Here is a 21,366-nt window from a genome sequence, read left to right as displayed (position 1 = left end):
TATCAATAATATTAAATATTTGTAAAAATTTCTTTCAGTTACTAAGGTATAACTACATTTAAAAAAACAACTGAAATGAAAATTAATAAGAAAGAATTATTTGAGACTTGTTTAGCAAAGATCAACGGTCAAATAGATAAATACAAATCAGAAATGGATAACATCAAAGAGTCTATGGTGGCTAATGATGTTCATACAGATTATGATGAAGAAGGAAGTAAAGGAGAATTGTTAGGTGACTTTGAAAAATACGCTAAGTATTTAGATAATGCACAAAGCATGAAATTGCAACTGAGTAAAGTTGATAGAGAACATTATTCAGAACATGTGAAATTTGGTAGTGTAGTAAAAACTCCTAAGCACTTATATTTTATAGCTGTAGCCTTGGGAGAAGTAGTATTGCATGATACTAAGATAAATGTGATCTCTACTGAAGCTCCTATTTATAAGGAGCTAGAAAATAAAAAACAAGGAGATTCCTTTTCATGGAGAGATGAAGAGATTGAAATTGAAGAAGTTCATTAATTACTCCGGATACTCCACCCTTAAATGAAAAATATTCTTAAGCTTTTGCTTGAGAATTTTTTTTATGAGCTGAATTTCCTTAAAAGTAATATCTGCATTTAAAAATTGAGCCTCTTCCATCTGTTTACTAATGATCTTTTCTACAAAATCATTAATCTTAACAGTGGTAGGCTCTTTTAAGCTTTTACTGGCAGCCTCTACACTATCACACATCATTAAAATAGCTGTTTCCTTGCTAAAAGGGATTGGACCGGGATATCTAAAATCTGCTGGAGAGGCATTTTCATTCAACTCCTTTTCTTTCATATAAAAATAATAGACCAATGTTGTACCGTGATGAGTTCTAATAAAATCTATTACTCTATCTGGCAGATTATTCTTTTTTGCAATTTCTACCCCATTAATAACATGATCAAAAATAATCTGAGCACTTTCCTTTGGAGAAAGCTCATCATGAGAATTCACAGAGGTAGATTGATTTTCTGAAAAATACGTGGGGTTCTCCATTTTACCAATATCATGATAAAGAGCTCCTACCCTAACCAACATAGCGTTAGCGCCAATTTCATTTGCAGCAGCTTCTGCAAGATTTGCCACGTTTAAAGAATGATGAAAAGTACCTGGAGCTTTTTCTGAAAGTTCTTTTAATAATTTTGAATTAGTATCTGAAAGCTCTAAAAGAGACATATCTGAAACCAGACCAAATAATTTTTCATAGATATAGATGAGCGGTTGAACGAAAAGCGTTGCTAAACCTCCCAGAATAAACGTCAAGAACATTTCTGAATTCAATTCTAATACGTTTCCTTCCTGAATAACATTAAAAGCGAAATAAACAAGAATATATATAAAGGTGATCTGTCCTACAGAAATAAATAAATTCGCTCTTTTATATAGTTCAGAAACAGTTAAAATAGTAACTATTCCGGCAATGATTTGAAGGAACATATACTCATAACTATTTGGCACTATAAAGCCTAAAATAAGTACTGTAATTACATGAGAGAAAAGTCCTAGTCTAGAATCAAAAAATGCTTTTAGAGTTAAAGGCAGAATACATAGTGGAACTATATAGACATATTTAGGATCAAATTTTATTACCAATGTGGTAAGAAAGACCATCAATAAAATATTGAAAAATATAAAAGTTACTTTTACATTGTTCTCATAAATATCGTTCCTATATTTTCTAATGAACAAAAGCAACATTAATAAGGCAAGACACACCAATAAACTATAACCAAGTAAGATCCAGTTGTGGCTAGAGGTGCTCCATACTTGCGCTTCATATTCATTTTTTAAAGAATTAAGAATATCTAACTTCTCTCCTTCAACGATCTCTCCTTTAGATATTATAATGGTACCTCTACTTATACTTCCTCTAGTATAAGAAATCGCTCTCAATTTACCATCCAATTCCTTCTGAGTTAAAGCTCCATCAAAACTTACGTTAGGCTTTACACTATTATAGAAAACCTCTAAAATCTCCGGCTGAAAACTTTTTAGATTTGTAGTATTTAATTCTGAAGTCACAAAAGATCTTATATCTTCTTGGGAGTAGATCTTATTATAATTTATTTCAAAGGCAACATTCCCTTTTCTAAGATACACTAGTACATCCTTTCCAGGTTTACGTGCATCTTTTAGAACACCATATTCGTATAGATCATCTAAACTTTTATTTACAAAAGAATGTATAGATAATCCACGTTTTCTTAAGACGCTATCCGGAAATATCTGATTGATCTGATTTGGTACTTCTGTCTTTACCTTTTCTACTACTCCTTCACTATATGTATAGTAAGGAATATTATTATTGATAATTTTATCTTTCTCCTTAATGATCTCATCTTCATTCTTTAAAATAGCAAAGTCAAAAGGAGCATATAGATTCTCATATTGCCAAGGTTTTCCCTTAGTAATTTCATACTTGAATTTTCCACCTTTAGGAAGCAAATAGATAATTAAAACTGCAGTAATAACAAACAAAAAGATCTTGTAGAATAAAGCTTGATGTCTATAGAAACTATTGATGAAGTTCTTCATTTAATTGGGTACTAATATTCAAATGTACTAAAAATTCATGGTGCTGTTAGAAGCCTTGGTTTGTTCTTTATAAAATCACTAAATTCGCAACTAGTGAAATAAAAATTTTGAATTATGAAAGAAGTTGTAATAGTAAGTGCTGCAAGAACTCCAATAGGTAGTTTCTTAGGAAGTTTATCTACAGTTCCTGCCACAAAATTAGGTTCTATAGCCATACAAGGCGCTTTAAATAAAATTAATTTGAAACCAGAATTGGTGGATGAAGTATTAATGGGTAATGTAGTACAGGCTGGTGTTGGACAGGCTCCTGCAAGACAAGCCGCTCTTGGTGCCGGTATACCAGATACAGTTCCTTGTACTACTGTTAATAAAGTTTGTGCAAGTGGAATGAAAGCAGTTATGCAGGGTGCACAAGCAATTATGTTGGGTGATGCTAATGTTGTAGTTGCAGGAGGTATGGAAAACATGAGTATGATCCCTCATTATCTTCATTTAAGAAACGGTCATAAATTTGGACCTGCTACTATGATTGATGGTCTTCAAAAAGACGGTCTTGTAGACGCATATGACCATAATGCTATGGGTACCTGTGCAGATCTTTGCGCAACAGAACATAATTTCTCTAGAGAAGATCAAGATGCTTTTGCTATAAAATCTTATGAGCGTTCTGCAAAAGCTTGGAAAGAAGGTAAGTTTGATAATGAAGTAGTTCCTGTAGAAATTCCTCAAAGAAAGGGTGATCCAATAATCTTTAAGGAAGATGAAGAGTTTAAAAATGTAAAAATGGATAAAATCTCCTCTTTACGACCTGCATTCTCTAAAGATGGTACCGTTACTGCAGCAAATGCATCAACAATAAACGACGGTGCAGGAGCTGTAGTTCTAATGAGTCGTGAAAAAGCAGACGAACTTGGATTAAAAGTTTTGGCGAGCATTAAAAGTTTTGCTGATGCTGCTCACGAACCAAAATTGTTTACAACGGCACCTTCTAAAGCGTTACCAAAAGCCTTGGCTAAAGCTGGAATCTCTCAAGATGATGTAGATTTCTTTGAATTTAATGAAGCTTTCGCAGTAGTTGGCCTTGCTAACATGAAAATTCTAGGTCTTTCTGATGAGAACACTAATGTTAATGGAGGTGCTGTATCTTTAGGGCACCCACTAGGATGTTCAGGAGTAAGAATATTGATCACGCTTATGAGTGTTCTAGAACAAAATAATGGTAAAATTGGCGCTGCAGCTATCTGTAATGGTGGCGGTGGAGCATCAGCAATTGTTATAGAAAGAGATTAAGTAATAAATTAATTGCAAGATTTAGTTAATGCAATACGGGATATGCAATCTAAGTATCGTGCCGGTTAGAATTCAACCGGCAGATACCTCTGAGATGGTTACTCAACTATTATACGGAGATTATTTTAAGGTTTTAGAGGCTCGAGGAAAATGGAGCAGAATTCGCATTGCTTTTGATGCTTATGAAGGCTGGGTAGATAATCGTCAATTCATAATAGTTGATGAAGATACATATAGCGATCTCTCTCAGGTAGAAAATTCTTATTCTGCAGATCTTATCGATTTTATAACCGATAAAAAAGGAGCATTAACTTCTATCCCAATGGGATCTTCAATTGGAAGCGCTTCTTATTTAAATGATACTTTTGATGGAATATATCATCAGGGTAAAACAGATAAAAGCTATCTAATAGAAACTGCATTACTTTATCTCAACGCTCCATATCTGTGGGGTGGAAAAACACCTTTTGGTATAGATTGTAGTGGACTTACACAAATGGTTTACGCTCTAAATGGATATTCATTAAAAAGAGATTCTGCTCAACAAGCAACTCAAGGAGAAGCACTTAGTTTTATTGAAGAGAGCGAAGTTGGCGATCTGGCTTTTTTTGATGATAACGAAGGTAATATTACTCATGTAGGAATGATCATGAAAGATAATTATATAATACATGTAAACGGGAAGGTGAGAATAGATATGCTAGATCATTCCGGAATCTTTAATATTGATCTGAAGAGACATACCCATCAACTAAGGGTGATCAAGAAAATAATATAGTTTACTATTTTTAGCTTCTTTAACTTATCTATTTTAGCTGAAACGTAATAAATAAAAAAGGCTGCCAATTGGCAGCCTTTTTTGTTCCTATTTAGGAAATAATATTACTTCTCTAATTCAGCAATTCTAGCTTTCATAGCTTCTGCTTTGTCATTCTCACCTAATTGGTAATAAATGTTCATAGAAGTTCTTATTGCCTCTTTGTTTTCAGGATCATTTTCAATTACCTGAGCTAAATAAGGTAAAGCATCATTATAAACTTGTTTACGTTCTGCTGCAAGTTCATCGTACTTCTTAGTATCTGCCTTACTCATTCCAAGACCATTCATCTCCTCTACGATAGAACTCTCTTTCCCAAGAATAGCCGCTGCAATATTTAAACGCGCCTCAGACATTTTTGGATCCAATTCTAGAGCTTTTTTATAATAGTCAATCGCTGCTTGCGTATCTCCCATTTCATAAGCTGTAACTCCTAAGTTATAATAAAGCGTTGGATTTTTAGCATCTTTAGAAACTATGTCCTCCATGATCTCTTTATACTTAGCCTTATCTCCCATTTGATAATAAATGTTAGCTTCAGATTGAAGTAATGTAAGATCTCCAGGATTTGCAGCCTTGGCATCATTCATAGCTTCAATTGCTTTATCATTCTTACCTTCTTGAATATAGATAAGTGCAATGTTCTTAGCAATTTCTCCTGCTCTAGATTCTGTAGTACGATCTTCTGGTTTTATATAGCTTCCAGATTTGATCATAAGATCTCTTTGATTCTTGTTCATCATCTCCTCTTCACCGGTTTCCTTATTTACAGCGAAATATTGAGTTTCTACTCCGGTATATTTAAGGTCTTTAAGCTGAGAGTAATAATCTAAAGCCGTATCATAATTTTTAGCATTAATAGCGTTAGAAGCTGCAAAATATAAGTATAAAGTATCCTTAGTATTTATTTGATATCCAGCATAAAGCTTCTTTGAAGCCTCTTCAAACTTTTGCTCATTTTGATCATTGATAGCACTTTGTACTAAAGAATTGGTAACTGCAGCTAAACCGTCTGCTGCCTCTGCGCTACCCATTTCCTGCGCTTGCTTAAAAGCTTCAGATGCAGTCATTAGATCTTCTAGAGCAATATTTTCTCCAGTTCCTAAATAAGCCTGACCTTTAAATAAGTAAAAGTCTGCTTTGTAACTATCTTTAGCTTCAGATAACATTGGTTTTGCCTGATCTAAAAAAGATTTAGCTTCTGAATAGTTACCTTTTTCTACTGCCTTACCGGCATCTTTAATTTCCTTTTTTTGTGCTATAGCAACTATCGAAGCAAATGACAGGGCTACTGATAAAAGATTGGTTTTCATTCGTATTGTTTTTTTTTAGGTTTTTATTTATTCTTCACTGTCATCTACAATTGTTGTGCCATCTGTAATTTCGTCAGGTAAATCGGTACTTTCAGAGCTTTCTAGCTCTTCTAATTCCTCAATAACTTCCTCATCTTTCATCACTTTGGCTACAGCTGCAATAGCATCATTCCCTTTAAGATTAATAAGTCTAACTCCTTGTGTAGCTCTACCCATAACTCTTAAATTCTCTACGCTCATTCTTATTGCCAGACCAGATCTATTAATGATCATTAAATCATCATTGTCTGTTACGTTTTTAATTGTAACAAGTTCACCAGTTTTTTCCGTTACAGAAATAGTTTTTACTCCTTTACCACCTCTATTGGTAATTCTATAGTCTTCCAGAGAAGAACGTTTACCATAACCATTAGAAGACACTACAAGAATATCTGCATCCATATCGTTAACAGCTATCATTCCAACTACTTCATCCTTATCATCTGCCAAAGTTATACCTCTAACTCCAGAGGCACTTCTACCCATTGGTCTGGTTTTTTCTTCTTCGAATCTAATAGCTTTACCACTCTTAACAGCTAGCATAACTTGGCTGTTCCCTGTAGTAAGTTTCGCTTCTAACAATTCATCATCTTCGCGAATGGTAATAGCGTTAATACCGTTTATTCTTGGGCGAGAATATTGCTCCAATGCCGTTTTTTTAACCTGTCCTTTTTTGGTAGCCATAATAACAAAATGGCTATTGATGTATTCTTCATCCTTAAGATCTTGAGTACAGATAAAGGCTTTCACTTTATCATCTGGCTCAATGTTAATAAGGTTTTGAATAGCTCTACCTTTAGAAGTTTTACTTCCCTCTGGTATTTCATAAACTCGCATCCAGAAACATTTTCCTTTTTGAGTAAAGAACAGCATGTATTGGTGATTGGTACCAGAAAACAAATGCTCTAAGAAATCTTCACTTCTGGTAGTAGAACCTTTTTGCCCTACTCCCCCTCTATTTTGAGTTTTATATTCATTTAAAGATGTTCTCTTTATATAACCAGCGTGAGAGATTGTAATTACTACACGCTCATCTGGGATCATATCTTCAATGCTAAGATCTCCACCTGCATATTCTATTACAGATCTTCGCTCATCTCCATATTTATCTTTGATCTCAATAAGCTCATCTTTTATAACCTGCATTCTTCTTTCCTTACGTTCAAGAATATCCTTCAGGTCTTCGATGGTTTTTAAAAGTTCATCATACTCCGCACGCAACTTATCTTGTTCCAGCCCGGTAAGCTGTCTCAATCTCATTTCTACGATAGCCTTAGCCTGAAGTTCTGATAATTCGAATCTTTCAATTAACTTATTCCTAGCTTCATCTGCATTACTAGAAGATCTAATAAGCGCTATTACTTCGTCTATATTGTCTGATGCAATGATCAAACCTTCTAAAATGTGCGCTCTTTCTTCTGCTTTTCTTAACTCATATTGAGTTCTTCTTACAACCACATCATGTCTATGCTCAACAAAATGATAGATCATATCCTTAAGATTCAACATCTCAGGACGGCCTTTAACAAGCGCAATATTGTTAACACTAAAACTAGTTTGTAATGCAGTGTGCTTATATAAGGTGTTTAAAACAATGTTTGGAATTGCATCCTTCTTAAGGATATATACAATTCGCATCCCGTTTCTATCAGACTCATCACGTATGGAAGCAATTCCATCGATCTTCTTATCATTAACAAGATCTGCAGTTTTCTTGATCATATCAGCCTTATTCACCTGATATGGAATCTCGGTAACAATGATGCATTCTCTTCCATTCACCTCTTCTAGAGCAGATTTTGCTCTCATCATCACTCTACCTCTACCTGTTTTAAAAGCTTCTCTAACTCCATCATACCCGTAGATTGTTCCACCAGTAGGAAAATCTGGAGCTTTGATATGAGTAATTAGCTCTTCAATTTCAATATCGTTGTTATCAATATAAGCTATCGTACCATCAATAACTTCAGATAAGTTATGTGGGGGCATATTAGTAGCCATACCTACAGCAATACCGCTGGCTCCATTAACTAATAAATTCGGAACTCGGGTTGGAAGTACAGTAGGTTCATGAAGTGTATCATCAAAATTCAGTCTGAAATCTACAGTCTCTTTGTCGATATCTGCTAACATGTCTTCTGCTATCTTGCGCATTCTGGCTTCGGTATAACGCATCGCAGCAGGACTATCGCCATCTACAGATCCAAAGTTACCTTGACCATCAACAAGCATATAACGCAAACTCCATTCTTGAGCCATACGCACCATAGCGTCGTAAACAGAAGTATCTCCATGAGGGTGATACTTACCTAAAACTTCCCCTACAATTCTAGCAGATTTTTTGTGAGCACCGGTAGCTCTAATACCCAATTCATGCATTCCGAACAAAACCCTTCTATGTACAGGTTTTAATCCATCACGCACGTCTGGTAAAGCACGTGACACAATGACCGACATCGAATAATCGATATAGGCCGATTTCATTTCATCTTCAATGTTGATAGGAATTAAATTTTCTCCTTCAGCCATATTAAAATATTTTATTTTAGTTCAAAAATATAACGTGCCAATTTACGCATTTCTGTAATGTTTTAAGGGTAAAGCGCTATACATTTGATAAATTTTATTAACAAATATTTATAGTCGCTTCGTTAATAAGTTCGCTAACTTCCATTTTGATAATTGAAAGTAATTTTGTCAATTAGCTTACGACATACTAATACACACACTTTAAGGTATAATTTTTGAACCCTTTGGAGTAAATTAATAATAGAGAAAGGAAAATAAGATGGATGATAATTTTTCACCCAAAGTAAAAGATGTTATTGCCTACAGCAAAGAGGAAGCTCTTAGGCTTGGTCATGACTTTATAGGAACCGAGCATTTAATGTTAGGTCTCTTGCGCGATGGAGACGGTAAAGCTATAAATATCTTAAATGCCATGGATATAGATCTTAGTCATTTAAGACGTAAAGTTGAAATTTTAAGCCCTGCCAATCCAGATACTACAGTAATTTCTAATGAAAAGAAGAATCTGCATCTAACCAGACAGGCGGAGCGTGCTTTAAAAACAACATTTTTAGAAGCTAAACTTTTTCAAAGTTCTTCTATTAATACCGCTCACCTTTTGTTGTGTATTCTTAGAAATGAGAATGATCCTACAACGAAATTATTGAATAGATTGAATGTAGATTATGATGGAGTTAAAGATCAATTCAAGTATATGATAACTAACGATGACGATTATTTAGAAGCCCCACGAGCAGAGTCTTTTTCTGATGATGATGGTGCGTCTGACGATACTACAAAAGAAAATCCATTTAGCAATACTGGAGGAAATAAGACCAATAAAAAGTCTAAAACTCCTGTTCTAGATAATTTTGGTAGAGATCTTACAGCTCTTGCAGAAATAGATAAATTAGATCCTGTGGTGGGACGTGAGAAAGAAATAGAACGTGTTAGCCAGATCTTAAGTAGACGTAAGAAGAATAATCCATTATTAATTGGTGAACCTGGAGTTGGAAAATCTGCAATTGCAGAAGGGCTAGCGCTAAGAATCGTACAACGCAAAGTTTCAAGAATTCTTTTTGACAAACGTGTGGTTACCTTAGACCTTGCAAGCTTGGTTGCAGGAACCAAGTATAGAGGACAGTTTGAAGAGAGAATGAAAGCTGTGATGAATGAGCTTGAAAAGAATGATGATATCATTTTATTTATAGATGAAATTCATACCATAGTTGGAGCAGGTGGCGCTACTGGAAGTTTGGATGCTAGTAACATGTTCAAACCTGCATTGGCTAGAGGTGAAATACAATGTATTGGTGCTACTACTCTAGATGAATACAGACAATACATCGAGAAAGATGGAGCCTTAGAAAGAAGATTTCAAAAAGTTATTGTGGAACCTACTACTGTAGATGAGACTTTAGAGATCTTAAATAATATTAAAGCTAAATATGAAGAACATCATAATGTTTCTTACACTGTAGAGGCTATTGATGCTTGTGTTAAACTTACTAATCGATATATGTCTGATAGATTCTTGCCAGACAAAGCTATAGATGCTTTGGATGAGGCTGGAGCTAGAGTTCATATTACAAATATTGAGGTTCCTAAACAGATCCTTGAATTAGAACGAAAACTAGAAGAAGTTAGAGAGAACAAGAACGCTGTTGTTAAAAAACAAAAATATGAAGAAGCTGCTAAGCTTAGAGATGATGAAAAGAATCTCGAAAAGCAATTAGAAGTAGCTCAAGAAAAATGGGAAGAAGAATCTAAGTTGCATAAAGAAATTGTAACTGAAGATCACGTTGCAGATGTTATCTCAATGATGACAGGTGTACCTGTGAATAGGATTGCTCAAACTGAAATTAACAAACTTGCAGAATTACCAACCAGAATAAAAGGAAAAGTAATTGGTCAAGACGATGCTGTTAACAAAGTGGTGAAAGCTATCCAAAGAAATCGTGCCGGATTAAAAGATCCGAACAAACCAATTGGATCCTTTATTTTCCTAGGACAGACTGGAGTTGGTAAAACACAGTTAGCGAAGATCCTTGCTAAAGAACTTTTTGATAATGAAGACACTCTTATTAGAATTGATATGAGTGAGTACATGGAGAAGTTTGCTGTTTCTAGATTAATTGGTGCTCCTCCGGGATATGTTGGATATGAAGAAGGTGGACAGTTAACCGAGAAAGTTAGAAGAAAGCCTTATGCTGTGATTCTTCTTGATGAGGTAGAAAAAGCTCATCCAGATGTTTTTAATATGTTATTGCAGGTATTAGACGATGGTTATTTAACAGATAGTTTAGGTAGAAAGATAGATTTTAGAAATACTATTATTATAATGACTTCTAATATTGGATCTCGAAAACTGAAAGATTTTGGTCAGGGAGTTGGCTTTGGTACAGCTTCTCAAAGATCCCAGATCGATGAAAATACTAGAAGTGTTATTGAAAATGCACTAAAAAAAGCATTTGCACCAGAGTTCTTGAATAGAATTGATGACGTAGTTATCTTTAATGCTCTAGATAGAGCAGATATTCATAAAATTATAGATATTGAGCTTGCTAAATTGTATGATAGAATTAACCTTATAGGTTATGAATTGAATTTAACAGATAAAGCGAAAGATTATATTGCTGAGAAAGGATTTGATAAAGATTACGGAGCAAGGCCTTTAAATAGAGCTATTCAAAAGTATATTGAAGACGCCTTGGCAGAAGAGATCATTAACTCTCACCTTACAGAAGGAGATAAGATCTTTATGGATCTAAATGATGAGAAATCTGAACTTACTATTAAAATAGAGAAAGCTAAAAAAGAAAAAGAGTCTTAAGTTTTTGATGACAATTATTCTAAGCTGCATTTAGAGAATATTTTCTAAATGCAGCTTTTTTTTGTTTTCTACTAAAAGTTATCGTGTTGATTATCAACAGATTGTTAAAGTCGTATCTTTTTTAATAATTTGTGTGTAACTTCATTACGGATATATGTTCGTATCTAATTAGCGCAATTGGATATGGCTAAAAAAGTAATTAATCTTAGTTTTGGAAGAGTTCAAATAATAGATAATATCCTTGTTGCAGAGTTAAACGAAGGTGTGTTATTCAATATAGAAGAGAATAATGTATTATTAGAACTAGGTCTTCAAGTATTTAAGGGTCAACCCTATGGATATATTTCTAACAGGATAAATTCTTATGCTGTAAATCCTCTTATATATAAAAATTCTTCAGCAGAAACAAATCTTAAGGCAATAGCTATAGTTACTAATGATTCTATCGGACAAAAAAATGCTATGCTAGAAAAACAGTTTTACAATGACAGCAATTCGTTTGGCATTTTTGAAACTTTGGAAGAAGCAATAAATTGGGTTAAAGAAAATATATATTAGTTCTAATCCTGCAACGATTTTTCATCCATTTTAAACTCTTTTAAAAATCTTTTTGCTTCTTGAATGTGTATAGACATCACCTGATCTTCTTTAATTATAGGCACTACTTCTCTGAACTTAGTGATAATTTCTGCCAACTTATTAGAGGTCTTAAGTGGCTCTCTAAAATATAATGCCTGAGATGCATTAAATAACTCAATGGCGAGTATCGTATTTATATTTTCAACAACCTTCAATAATTTGGTGGCTCCATTAGCTCCCATACTCACATGATCTTCTTGCCCGTTAGATGAGACTATAGAATCTGTACTGGAGGGTGTTGCATATTGCTTGTTCTGACTCACAATACTTGCTGCCGTATATTGCGGAATCATGAATCCGCTATTTAACCCAGGATTTTCAACTAAAAAATTAGGCAGGCCTCTTAAACCAGAAACCATTTGATAGGTTCTTCTTTCAGAAATATTTCCAAGTTCAGACATTGCGATAGCTAAATAGTCTAGTGCTAAGGCTAAAGGCTGCCCGTGAAAATTTCCCCCGGAAATAATTTTATCAGCTTCAATAAAGATATTAGGATTGTCTGTTACAGAATTTATTTCTGTCTTAAATGTTTTTCTTACAAAGGAGATGGTATCCTTAGTTGCCCCGTGCACCTGTGGAATACATCTAAATGAATATGGATCTTGTACACTATCCTTTTCTATTTTTGCTATTTCACTATCTGCCAGAAACTCTCGAATTCTTTCAGCAGTTTTAACCTGACCCCTGTGAGGTCTTACCATATGAACTAATTCATCATAGGGAGACATATTGCAGTTAAAGGCATCTATAGAAATGGCACCCACAAGATCTGCTAAGTAGCTAAGTTTATAACATTCAAGCAATGCATATATACCGTGGGCGCTCATAAATTGAGTACCATTCAATAGAGCCAAACCTTCCTTAGATTGTAATTTTAATGGAGTCCAACCAAACTTCTTTAAAAGCTCTGCTGCACTTATTCTTTCTCCTTCAAAATAGACTTCACCCTCACCAATAAGCGGTAATGCTAGATGTGCCAGTGGTGCCAGATCACCAGAAGCTCCCAGTGATCCTTGTTCAAATATAACCGGAAGGATATCATTATTATAGAGTTCTATTAATCTATTAACTGTCTCTAGTGCTACTCCAGAGTTACCATAACTCAAAGACTGTATCTTTAGCAAAAGCATCAACTTAATAATTGGTTTCGCCACTACATCTCCGGTTCCACAGGCATGAGACATCACTAAATTCTCTTGCAAATGGGTTAGATTCTCTGTTGATATCTTAACGTTACATAAAGATCCAAACCCCGTATTAATACCGTAGATTGGTAGGTTATGGTTCTTTATTTTCTCATTTAAATAATTCCTAGATTTTTCAATATTAACCCTTGCCTCTTCACTAAGCTCTAATTTTTTATTTTCTTGTAAGATCTCATGAATTATGTGAAGATCAAGAACTGCAGAGCTTATATAAAATGAATCCATAGTAATAATGTGAATAGCGATTTAATAGTTATAAGGTTGTAACGTTATTATGCATATCGTTAAACAAATGCTAAATTAAATTAATAATTACGATTTGAAGTCCTATTAAATATCAATTTTTGAACAAATCTAAATATCCTTCTCCCATATTATTCGCAATGTCTCCGGAGATCAAACCTTGATAACTTTTCTTATCAGCTAAAATATCGCCTGTTCTACCATGAAGATATACCCCGAAAACTGCGGCTGTTAGTGTATCGTACTTTTGGGAGATTAAGCCGGCAATAACTCCAGAAAGTACATCTCCAGAACCCGCTGTTGCCATACCCGGATTCCCAGTATTATTAATATAAATATTCTCACCACTTATTACCATGGTGTGAGCACCTTTAATTACCAAGATAACTTTATATTCTTTTGTGAATTTTTTGGCCTTTTCTAATTTATCAAAATCATCTTGCCACGATCCAATTAATCTTTCCAGCTCCTTAGGGTGTGGAGTTAATACAGAATTTTCTGGCAATAATGATAAATAATCTTTGTGATTAGACAATATATTTAAGCCATCTGCATCTATAACCATGGCATTTTTCGTCTTTTTTAATAGACCTTCCAATGCTAAGGCAGTTTTGCTCGATGTTCCGGCTCCCATTCCAAAGCAAATCACATCTGGGTCTAGTTCAAAATCTATAGTAATCAATTCCTGGTCATTTTCATCTGTAAGAACCATAGCTTCCGGAACAGAAATCTGTAAAATGTCATACCCACATTTAGGCACATATACAGAGACCAATCCAGCTCCTGTTCTTAATGCAGCTGTTGCAGCAAGCACTATACTTCCTATTTTTCCATAACTTCCTCCAATTATTAAAGTATGCCCGTAATTACCTTTATGCGTGTTGTTCTTTCTAGGCTGAAACATTGCTTTTGCTTCTTCCTTGTTAATAAGCTGAATATTAGAATGCGTTTTTATTAAATACTCTCTGTCTAGGCCTATATCAATAACTTGAAGATCTCCTACATAATCTGAAGTTTGAGGTAAGAAGAAAACAAATTTAGGAGCTTGAAAAGAGATGGTTACGTTTGCTTTGATCACACGGTCTTCTTGAGTCGGAATCTTATCAGAAAATAGTCCGGAAGGCATATCTACAGAAAGAACAAATGCATTTGATGCATTTATATGCTCTACTAATTTCCCAACCCAATTCTCCAATGCTCTATTTAAACCAATTCCAAAAATAGCATCTATTACAAAGTCATTTTTTCCTATTTCAGGGAAATCTTTTTCACTTTTTAGCAACTTTGGCCAATCATTGGTTATATCCTTTACCCTATCGTAATTCTGTAAGAAATTGTCTGATCTATTATTTGAATAGTTTACTACGTACATAGTAACTTGATATCCATGTTCTAAAAGTAACCTTCCAATTACCAAACCATCTCCTCCATTATTACCTATTCCACAAAAAACCTTTATAGGTATTTGAGCGCTTTGCAGCTTTGAATGAATATCTTCAAATACAAGTCCTGCAGCGCGCTCCATTAGTTCTAATGAACTAATATTTTGCTTTTCCATAGTTACCTTATCGGCTTCAGCTAATTGCTTAACATCAAAAATCTTCATTGTCTAATTTTTAAATCCTTGTTGGTTATGAACAAATATAAACCTTCTAATTATCGCAATACATTTCACTAACAAATTCTTAATAAAAAGTACTTAAAATTATCAGTATTCAATCTTAAATAAATAAATTTGCCAAAATTTTAACCGTATGAAAGAAATCGCCTTAAAACATAAACACGAAGCCTTAAATGCAAAAATGGTCCCTTTTGCTGGTTATAATATGCCTGTATCCTATGAAGGAGTTAATATAGAGCATGAGAATGTTCGTAAGAACTTGGGAGTGTTTGATGTATCTCATATGGGTGAGTTTTTGATCACCGGAAAGAATGCACTAGCACTCATTCAAAAAGTTTGTTCTAATGATGCTTCCAAGTTAGTAGATGGAAAAGCTCAATATTCTTGTTTTCCTAATGAAGACGGTGGAATTGTAGATGACCTTATTATCTATAGAATTAATGAAGAGAAATATTTACTAGTGGTAAATGCTTCAAATATTGAAAAAGACTGGAATTGGATAGCGCAGCACAATACTATGGATGCTACCACAAGAGATATATCAGACGATTATTCATTACTTGCAATTCAAGGTCCTAAAGCTGCAGAAGCTATGCAATCTCTCACAGATATAGATCTTGCAAATATGAAATTCTATACTTTTGAGGTTGCAGGATTTGCTGGGGTAGAAAATGTAATAATTTCTGCTACTGGATATACCGGAAGTGGTGGATTTGAGATCTACTTTAAGAATGAAGATGCAGAACAAGTATGGGACGCAGTAATGAAAGCTGGTGCAGATTATGGTATTAAGCCAATAGGATTGGCTGCCAGAGATACACTAAGACTAGAAATGGGCTACTGCTTATATGGTAATGATATAGATGACAATACGTCTCCTATAGAAGCCGGATTGGGCTGGATTACAAAGTTCACCAAAGATTTCGTGAATTCTGAAGCGTTATTAAAAGAAAAAGAAGAGGGTGCCAGACGTAAGTTAATTGCTTTTGAGTTAGATGAACGTGGAATCCCTCGACATGGATATGATATTGTAGATGAAAATGGCAAGATAATTGGCGTAGTAACTTCGGGAACTATGTCACCATCATTAGATAAAGGAATAGGAATGGGATACATTCCTACTGAAATGGCAAAGAATAATGAGAAGATCTTTATTCAGATACGTAAGAAAGCCATTCCAGCAAGCCTGGTGAAGTTGCCCTTTTATAAAGGAGAATAACTATTGGAAAAAATATTGATTTTAGGAGCGAGTGGCTTTATAGGCAATGCCTTATATAAAGAGCTCTGCTCCTATTTTGATACTTATGGAACCTATAATACTAATGAAAAAGGTTTTAATAAGAATCAAAAATTTTATGAATTTGATCATGAAACAGAAAATGTTGAGATCTTATTACAAAGCTTAAAACCCACTGTAATAGTTTCTGCGCTTAGAGGAAACTTTACTTCTCAAGTGATCACCCACTTTTCTATTATTGATTACATCGCTAAAAATGATTGTAAATTAGTATTTCTATCGTCTTCTAATGTGTTTGATGGATTTACGAACTTTCCCTCGTATGAATATGACAAAACACTCTCCATGAGTGTTTATGGAAGGTTTAAGATTAAGATAGAAAATGCACTTTTAAGATTACCAAATCATAAATACAATATTCTTAGATTGCCTATGGTTTTTGGCGCTAACTCTCCAAGAGTATTAGAAATTAAGAATAAGATTGAATTTGGTGAGCCTATAGAAGTGTTTCCTAACGTGGTTATAAATGCCACAGATATTTCTAAATTAACACAACAAATTCATTATATTATAAATAGAAAAAAGCAGGGTGTATTTCATTTAGGGAGTAATGACCTAATACATCAGCATGATCTTGTAACAGATATAGCTAAAGAGTTGGGGTTTAAAAATCCACATTTGAAACAGGTCTATGATTCAAATTTCGATAGATTTTTAGCGGTACTTCCTAAAGATAATCTCTTACCAAAGAATTTACAGGTATCTGTACTAGACGTAATAAATGCCACCCTAATAAAATAAGAATGCTAATATAAATTTAAACCACTAACAAAATTGTGGGTAATTATTGCAAATAAGGTAACTTTAAGAATTATGGGAAAGACTATAAACATTTCTAACAATATGAATGATATGAAAAAATTAACTGAAGATGAGATCCTATCAAAATTAGAATCTTTGGAAGGATGGAATTACAATGATAATGCAATTCATACCTCATTTGAATTTGAAAACTTTAAAGAAGCATTCACTTTAATGACGCGTATAGCTTTTGAAGCGGAAGCTCAACAACATCATCCAGACTGGTCTAATGTCTACAATCAATTAGAGATCACTCTTTCTACTCACGATGCAGATGGAGTTACAGAGAAAGATTTTAAAATGGCAAAAGCTATTGAAGGAATCGTAAATGCTGAATAAGCGATAATCACATACATAAATTGACGTTCCATTTTTTAGTAGATTATGGAACGTTTTTTTTATTTTTACCGTAGAATTAAAATTATTTATGGGAAGAGCATTCGAATTTAGAAAAGCACGTAAGATGAAACGTTGGTCTGCAATGGCCAAAGCATTCACTAGAATAGGCAAAGATATTGTGATGGCCGTTAAAGAAGGCGGACCGGATCCAGACAGTAACTCTAGATTAAGAGCAGTTATACAAAATGCCAAGAGTGTTAACATGCCTAAAGATAATATCGAAAGAGCCATTAAACGCGCTAGCGATAAAAGTCAGGGAGACTATAAGATCGTTCTTTTTGAAGGCTATGCTCCACACGGAATAGCAGTTCTTGTAGAGACCGCTACAGATAATAATAATAGAACCGTTGCAAATGTGAGAATGCATTTTAGCAAAAGTGATGGAAATCTAGGAACTTCAGGATCTGTAGAATTTATGTTTGATCATACCTGTAATTTCAGAATTAATGGAGAAGGTTTAGATCCGGAAGAGTTGGAACTTGAATTAATAGATTTTGGTGCAGAGGAAGTTTTTGAAGATGAAGACGGAATTATGATCTATGCTCCATTCGAAAGTTTTGGAACCTTACAAAAGGAGCTTGAAAGTAGAGACTTGGAAATTTTGTCTTCCGGTTTTGAAAGAATTCCACAAGTAACAAAGAAGCTTACTGCAGAAGAGGCTGCAGATGTAGAAAAATTATTAGAACGTCTGGAAGAGGATGATGATGTTCAGAACGTTTACCATACAATGGAAGAAACCGAAGATTAATCTTCGGTTTCTCTTTATTAAAATTTATCTGGATATTTTCCGGTAACTCCGGCATAGAATTTTTCAATCTCTAAAATATCTTCTTCAAATGTTTTGTTATAAAATACAGGCGCTGCAATCTTTATTTCCTTTCTACCATAATCAAAAGCTACCTTAATTATTGGAACATTTGCTTTCTGAGCAATATAATAAAAACCGGTTCTCCAGTTATCAACTTTTTCTCTAGTGCCTTCTGGAGATAACGCTAATCTAAATATTTCTTTGGTTGGAAAAATAGCAGCTATCGCTTCAACCTTATTTTGTCCCGGGGTTCTATCTAAGGGAGCTCCACCAACCCATCTAAAATACCAACCAAAAGGAGGCTTAAACAACTCCTTTTTACCTACAAAGTTTATTTCTATATTCAATATTTTTCGGATTAATAAGCCCAAATAAAAATCGAACCAGCTGGTATGAGGGGCAACGATAAAAACACATTTTTTTATAGCAGGATCTACTGTACCGTTTAGACTCCAACCCAGAATTTTAAAAAATATTATTTTATAGAGCCACCTCATTAATGACTATTCTGCGTGATGTTTAGGCTGATCTTTTTGTGAAGAACTCTCATTAGACCTTTTACTGGTATCCTCTCCTTTTCTTCTTTTGCGTTCTTCCATCAATAAAGAGAGCTCTCTACCTGTCTGCCCCTTAACAGATGTATTTTCCTGAGCACGTCTAATAAGATAGGGAACTACATCTCTAACAGGACCAAATGGTACTAGCTTAGCTGCATTGTATCCTTTTCTTGCCAGGTTATAACTTATATTATCACTCATTCCATAAAGCTGACTAAACCAAACTCTAGAATCATCTATTGCCAAACCTTTATCTTCTAATATCTGTAATGCTAAATAATTACTAACTTCATTATGAGTTCCTACAAATAGAGAAATGTCGTCTATATTAGATAAACAATATGATAGTACTCCGTTAAAACTAACATCTGTAGCTTCTTTGCTTTCACATATAGGAGATGGATAACCCATTTTCTTAGCTCTTTCATTTTCCTTTTCCATGTAAGCTCCACGCACAATTTTAGCGCCCACTTTAAAGCCTTCTTTTTTAGCTTTCTCATGCAACTTTTGAAGATATTCCATTCTATCCCAACGGTAACATTGCAAGGTATTAAAAACGATAGTTTTTTCCTGATTATACTTTTGCATCATTCTCACCATAAGCTCATCAGATGCATCCTGCATCCAAGTCTCTTCTCCATCTGCCAACACACTAATATCATTCTGATATGCAGCTTCGCATATCTGCTCTACCCTACTTTGAACTCTTTTCCATTCTTCCTCTTCTGCAGCAGTCAAAGTTAATTTTGAACTAACTTTCTCCCAGATTGCAAATCGTCCGATTCCCGTTGGTTTAAAAACAGCAAATGGTAATTCTTTTCTATTAGCTGCAAATTCTATGATGCTTATCTTCTTTTTCATTGCAGCATCAAATTGCTCTTCTTCCTCTTTACCTTCTACCGAGTAATCTAAAATACTATGAAGCTTCTTAGTATACATCTTTTCAATATTAGGTAAGCAATCTTCCATAGATTCTCCACCGCTAAATTGATTAAATATAGTAGCTTTAATCAATCCCTCTACAGGTAGATGTAACTTTAGAGAAATCTTTGTAAGATACGTACCGATCTTAACTAAACTTGGTCTATTTATCATACCAAACATCAGTAAAGCTCTATTAAGCTCATCGTCAGATTTAAGTTTGAAGGCAGTTTCGGTATCGTTAAAAATCTTTTGTGTGATCATTCTTAATGTATTAATCTCGCAAATATAATTATTGAGTAGTGATTATTTATTAAATTTCTGCTTATTTTCGAGCTTTCTAAATTTAGCTTAAAACCATATTAATGGCCATTACAACTCATCAAGCTCCAGTTTACTTTTCTGAAAATGCATATCAGCAGTTAAACTATTTCTTAAAGCGCACAAACCATTCCGTAATCTTTATTTTAGTAGATAGTAATACACAAAATTGCTGTTTAAACGCATTTCTTCAAAAGATGGTGACAGAATCGCCAATAGAAGTGATTGAAATGGATGCTGGAGAGCAATTTAAAAATATTGAGACCTGTTCAGGAATTTGGAATGTACTGTCAGAATTAAATGGTGACAGGAAAAGTTTGATCATTAATTTGGGTGGCGGCGTAGTAACAGATCTAGGCGGTTTTGTAGCTAGCACTTTTAAAAGAGGCATCTCTTATATTAATATTCCAACTTCTTTACTCGCTATGGTAGATGCATCTGTTGGTGGTAAAACAGGAGTAGATCTAGGTACTCTGAAGAATCAGATCGGAGTAATAACCCAACCAGATATGGTTCTTATAGATCCAACTTATCTTTCTACTCTTTCAGCTAAAGAAATGAGAAGTGGTTTAGCTGAAATTTTAAAACATGGTTTAATAGCAAATGAAGCTTACTGGCAAAAAGCTACAAATCTGGAAAATCTAGGCTTAGATGATCTAGAAGCGCTTATTAAAGAATCTGTGAGCATTAAATCTTCAATTGTTACAGAAGATCCTTTGGAAAAGAATGTTAGAAAATCTTTAAACTATGGACATACATTAGGACACGCTATAGAGTCTTATTTTCTTTCTCATGAAGATAAGAATACTTTACTCCATGGAGAAGCAATTGCAATAGGAATGATCCTAGCTACCCACATATCATCTAATTTACTTGATTTTCCAGAAAATAAGTTAAAGAATATAACAGAAAAATTAAGTGATATCTATCCTAAAGTTAATTTTGAAGCAGATGATATCGAGCATATTATCGAGCTATTAAAATTTGATAAAAAGAATGAATATGGTAAGATAAATTTTGTATTATTGAAAGATATAGGAAAGCCTATTTTAGATCAAAAGGTGAATAATGATCTAATTATCAATGCTTTTGAATATTATCGAGAAAATTAATTTACTGATATTCACCGGGATATAAATTTTTTTATTTAAATTAATTACCGATTGATTTTATTACAAATTTT

General features: G+C 34.0%; 17 protein-coding genes. 10 read left to right on the top strand and 7 right to left on the bottom strand.

What is annotated here, in order from left to right; genetic code table 11:
• Positions 1–75: 75 nt before the first annotated feature.
• Positions 76–525, top strand: a complete 450-nt coding sequence (locus BLT84_RS11875) for a hypothetical protein (protein ID WP_034892489.1) — start codon at positions 76–78, stop codon at positions 523–525.
• On the opposite strand, the gene BLT84_RS11870 is transcribed toward BLT84_RS11875, so the two are convergent.
• On the bottom strand, positions 526–2,571 hold the full coding sequence (locus BLT84_RS11870) for an HD family phosphohydrolase (RefSeq protein ID WP_091266011.1): 2,046 nt from the start codon (positions 2,569–2,571) through the stop codon (positions 526–528). It lies immediately after the preceding gene.
• Positions 2,572–2,682: 111 nt separating this feature from the next.
• Here BLT84_RS11870 and BLT84_RS11865 point away from each other — a divergent pair, with 111 nt between their 5' ends.
• Positions 2,683–3,861 carry an acetyl-CoA C-acyltransferase gene (locus BLT84_RS11865; RefSeq protein WP_091266008.1) on the top strand — a complete coding sequence of 393 codons (1,179 nt, stop codon included), beginning with the start codon at positions 2,683–2,685 and terminating at the stop codon, positions 3,859–3,861.
• A 28-nt stretch (positions 3,862–3,889) separates the two neighbouring features.
• On the top strand, positions 3,890–4,639 hold the full coding sequence (locus tag BLT84_RS11860; RefSeq protein WP_091266005.1) for a C40 family peptidase: 750 nt from the start codon (positions 3,890–3,892) through the stop codon (positions 4,637–4,639).
• 104 nt (positions 4,640–4,743) lie between these two features.
• On the opposite strand, the gene BLT84_RS11855 is transcribed toward BLT84_RS11860, so the two are convergent.
• Positions 4,744–5,991, bottom strand: a complete 1,248-nt coding sequence (locus tag BLT84_RS11855) for a tetratricopeptide repeat protein (protein WP_034892476.1) — start codon at positions 5,989–5,991, stop codon at positions 4,744–4,746.
• A gap of 27 nt (positions 5,992–6,018) precedes the next feature.
• Positions 6,019–8,559 carry a DNA gyrase subunit A gene (gene gyrA, locus BLT84_RS11850; protein ID WP_091266003.1) on the bottom strand — a complete coding sequence of 847 codons (2,541 nt, stop codon included), beginning with the start codon at positions 8,557–8,559 and terminating at the stop codon, positions 6,019–6,021.
• A 259-nt stretch (positions 8,560–8,818) separates the two neighbouring features.
• Between gyrA and BLT84_RS11845 the strand changes: the two genes are divergently transcribed.
• On the top strand, positions 8,819–11,371 hold the full coding sequence (locus tag BLT84_RS11845; RefSeq protein WP_034892470.1) for an ATP-dependent Clp protease ATP-binding subunit: 2,553 nt from the start codon (positions 8,819–8,821) through the stop codon (positions 11,369–11,371).
• Between the two features lie 183 nt (positions 11,372–11,554).
• Positions 11,555–11,929, top strand: coding sequence for a hypothetical protein (locus BLT84_RS11840; protein WP_091266000.1), 375 nt, complete (start codon positions 11,555–11,557; stop codon positions 11,927–11,929).
• A 2-nt stretch (positions 11,930–11,931) separates the two neighbouring features.
• On the opposite strand, the gene hutH is transcribed toward BLT84_RS11840, so the two are convergent.
• Together hutH and BLT84_RS11830 are read right to left on the bottom strand one after the other, a co-directional pair.
• On the bottom strand, positions 11,932–13,440 hold the full coding sequence (gene hutH, locus BLT84_RS11835; protein WP_091265996.1) for a histidine ammonia-lyase: 1,509 nt from the start codon (positions 13,438–13,440) through the stop codon (positions 11,932–11,934).
• 112 nt (positions 13,441–13,552) lie between these two features.
• Positions 13,553–15,064, bottom strand: coding sequence for an NAD(P)H-hydrate dehydratase (locus BLT84_RS11830; protein ID WP_091265993.1), 1,512 nt, complete (start codon positions 15,062–15,064; stop codon positions 13,553–13,555).
• Positions 15,065–15,212: 148 nt separating this feature from the next.
• Here BLT84_RS11830 and gcvT point away from each other — a divergent pair, with 148 nt between their 5' ends.
• The 4 genes from gcvT (at position 15,213) to BLT84_RS11810 (ending at position 18,324) form a co-directional block, all read left to right on the top strand.
• Positions 15,213–16,298, top strand: a complete 1,086-nt coding sequence (gene gcvT, locus BLT84_RS11825; RefSeq protein WP_091265991.1) for a glycine cleavage system aminomethyltransferase GcvT — start codon at positions 15,213–15,215, stop codon at positions 16,296–16,298.
• Between the two features lie 3 nt (positions 16,299–16,301).
• Positions 16,302–17,117, top strand: a complete 816-nt coding sequence (locus tag BLT84_RS11820; RefSeq protein ID WP_034892455.1) for a sugar nucleotide-binding protein — start codon at positions 16,302–16,304, stop codon at positions 17,115–17,117.
• A 111-nt stretch (positions 17,118–17,228) separates the two neighbouring features.
• Entirely contained in the window at positions 17,229–17,516 is a 288-nt protein-coding gene (locus BLT84_RS11815) for a 4a-hydroxytetrahydrobiopterin dehydratase (protein ID WP_034894408.1), read from the top strand.
• A gap of 88 nt (positions 17,517–17,604) precedes the next feature.
• Entirely contained in the window at positions 17,605–18,324 is a 720-nt protein-coding gene (locus BLT84_RS11810) for a YebC/PmpR family DNA-binding transcriptional regulator (protein ID WP_091265987.1), read from the top strand.
• A 17-nt stretch (positions 18,325–18,341) separates the two neighbouring features.
• Here BLT84_RS11810 and BLT84_RS11805 read toward each other — a convergent pair whose 3' ends face one another.
• Positions 18,342–18,881, bottom strand: a complete 540-nt coding sequence (locus BLT84_RS11805) for a 1-acyl-sn-glycerol-3-phosphate acyltransferase (protein WP_091265983.1) — start codon at positions 18,879–18,881, stop codon at positions 18,342–18,344.
• Between the two features lie 6 nt (positions 18,882–18,887).
• Positions 18,888–20,126, bottom strand: a complete 1,239-nt coding sequence (locus BLT84_RS11800; protein WP_091265980.1) for a proline dehydrogenase family protein — start codon at positions 20,124–20,126, stop codon at positions 18,888–18,890.
• A 101-nt stretch (positions 20,127–20,227) separates the two neighbouring features.
• On the opposite strand from BLT84_RS11800, the gene aroB reads away from it, so the two are divergent.
• Complete coding sequence (gene aroB / locus BLT84_RS11795; RefSeq protein ID WP_091265976.1) at positions 20,228–21,295, top strand: 3-dehydroquinate synthase; 1,068 nt, start codon at positions 20,228–20,230, stop codon at positions 21,293–21,295.
• Positions 21,296–21,366 lie beyond the last annotated feature (71 nt).

The sequence above is a fragment of the Gillisia sp. Hel1_33_143 genome, assembly GCF_900104765.1.
Taxonomy (GTDB): Bacteria; Bacteroidota; Bacteroidia; order Flavobacteriales; family Flavobacteriaceae; genus Gillisia.
Note: the sequence above shows the minus strand (reverse complement) of the source record. Positions and strands in the feature narration are given on the sequence as shown.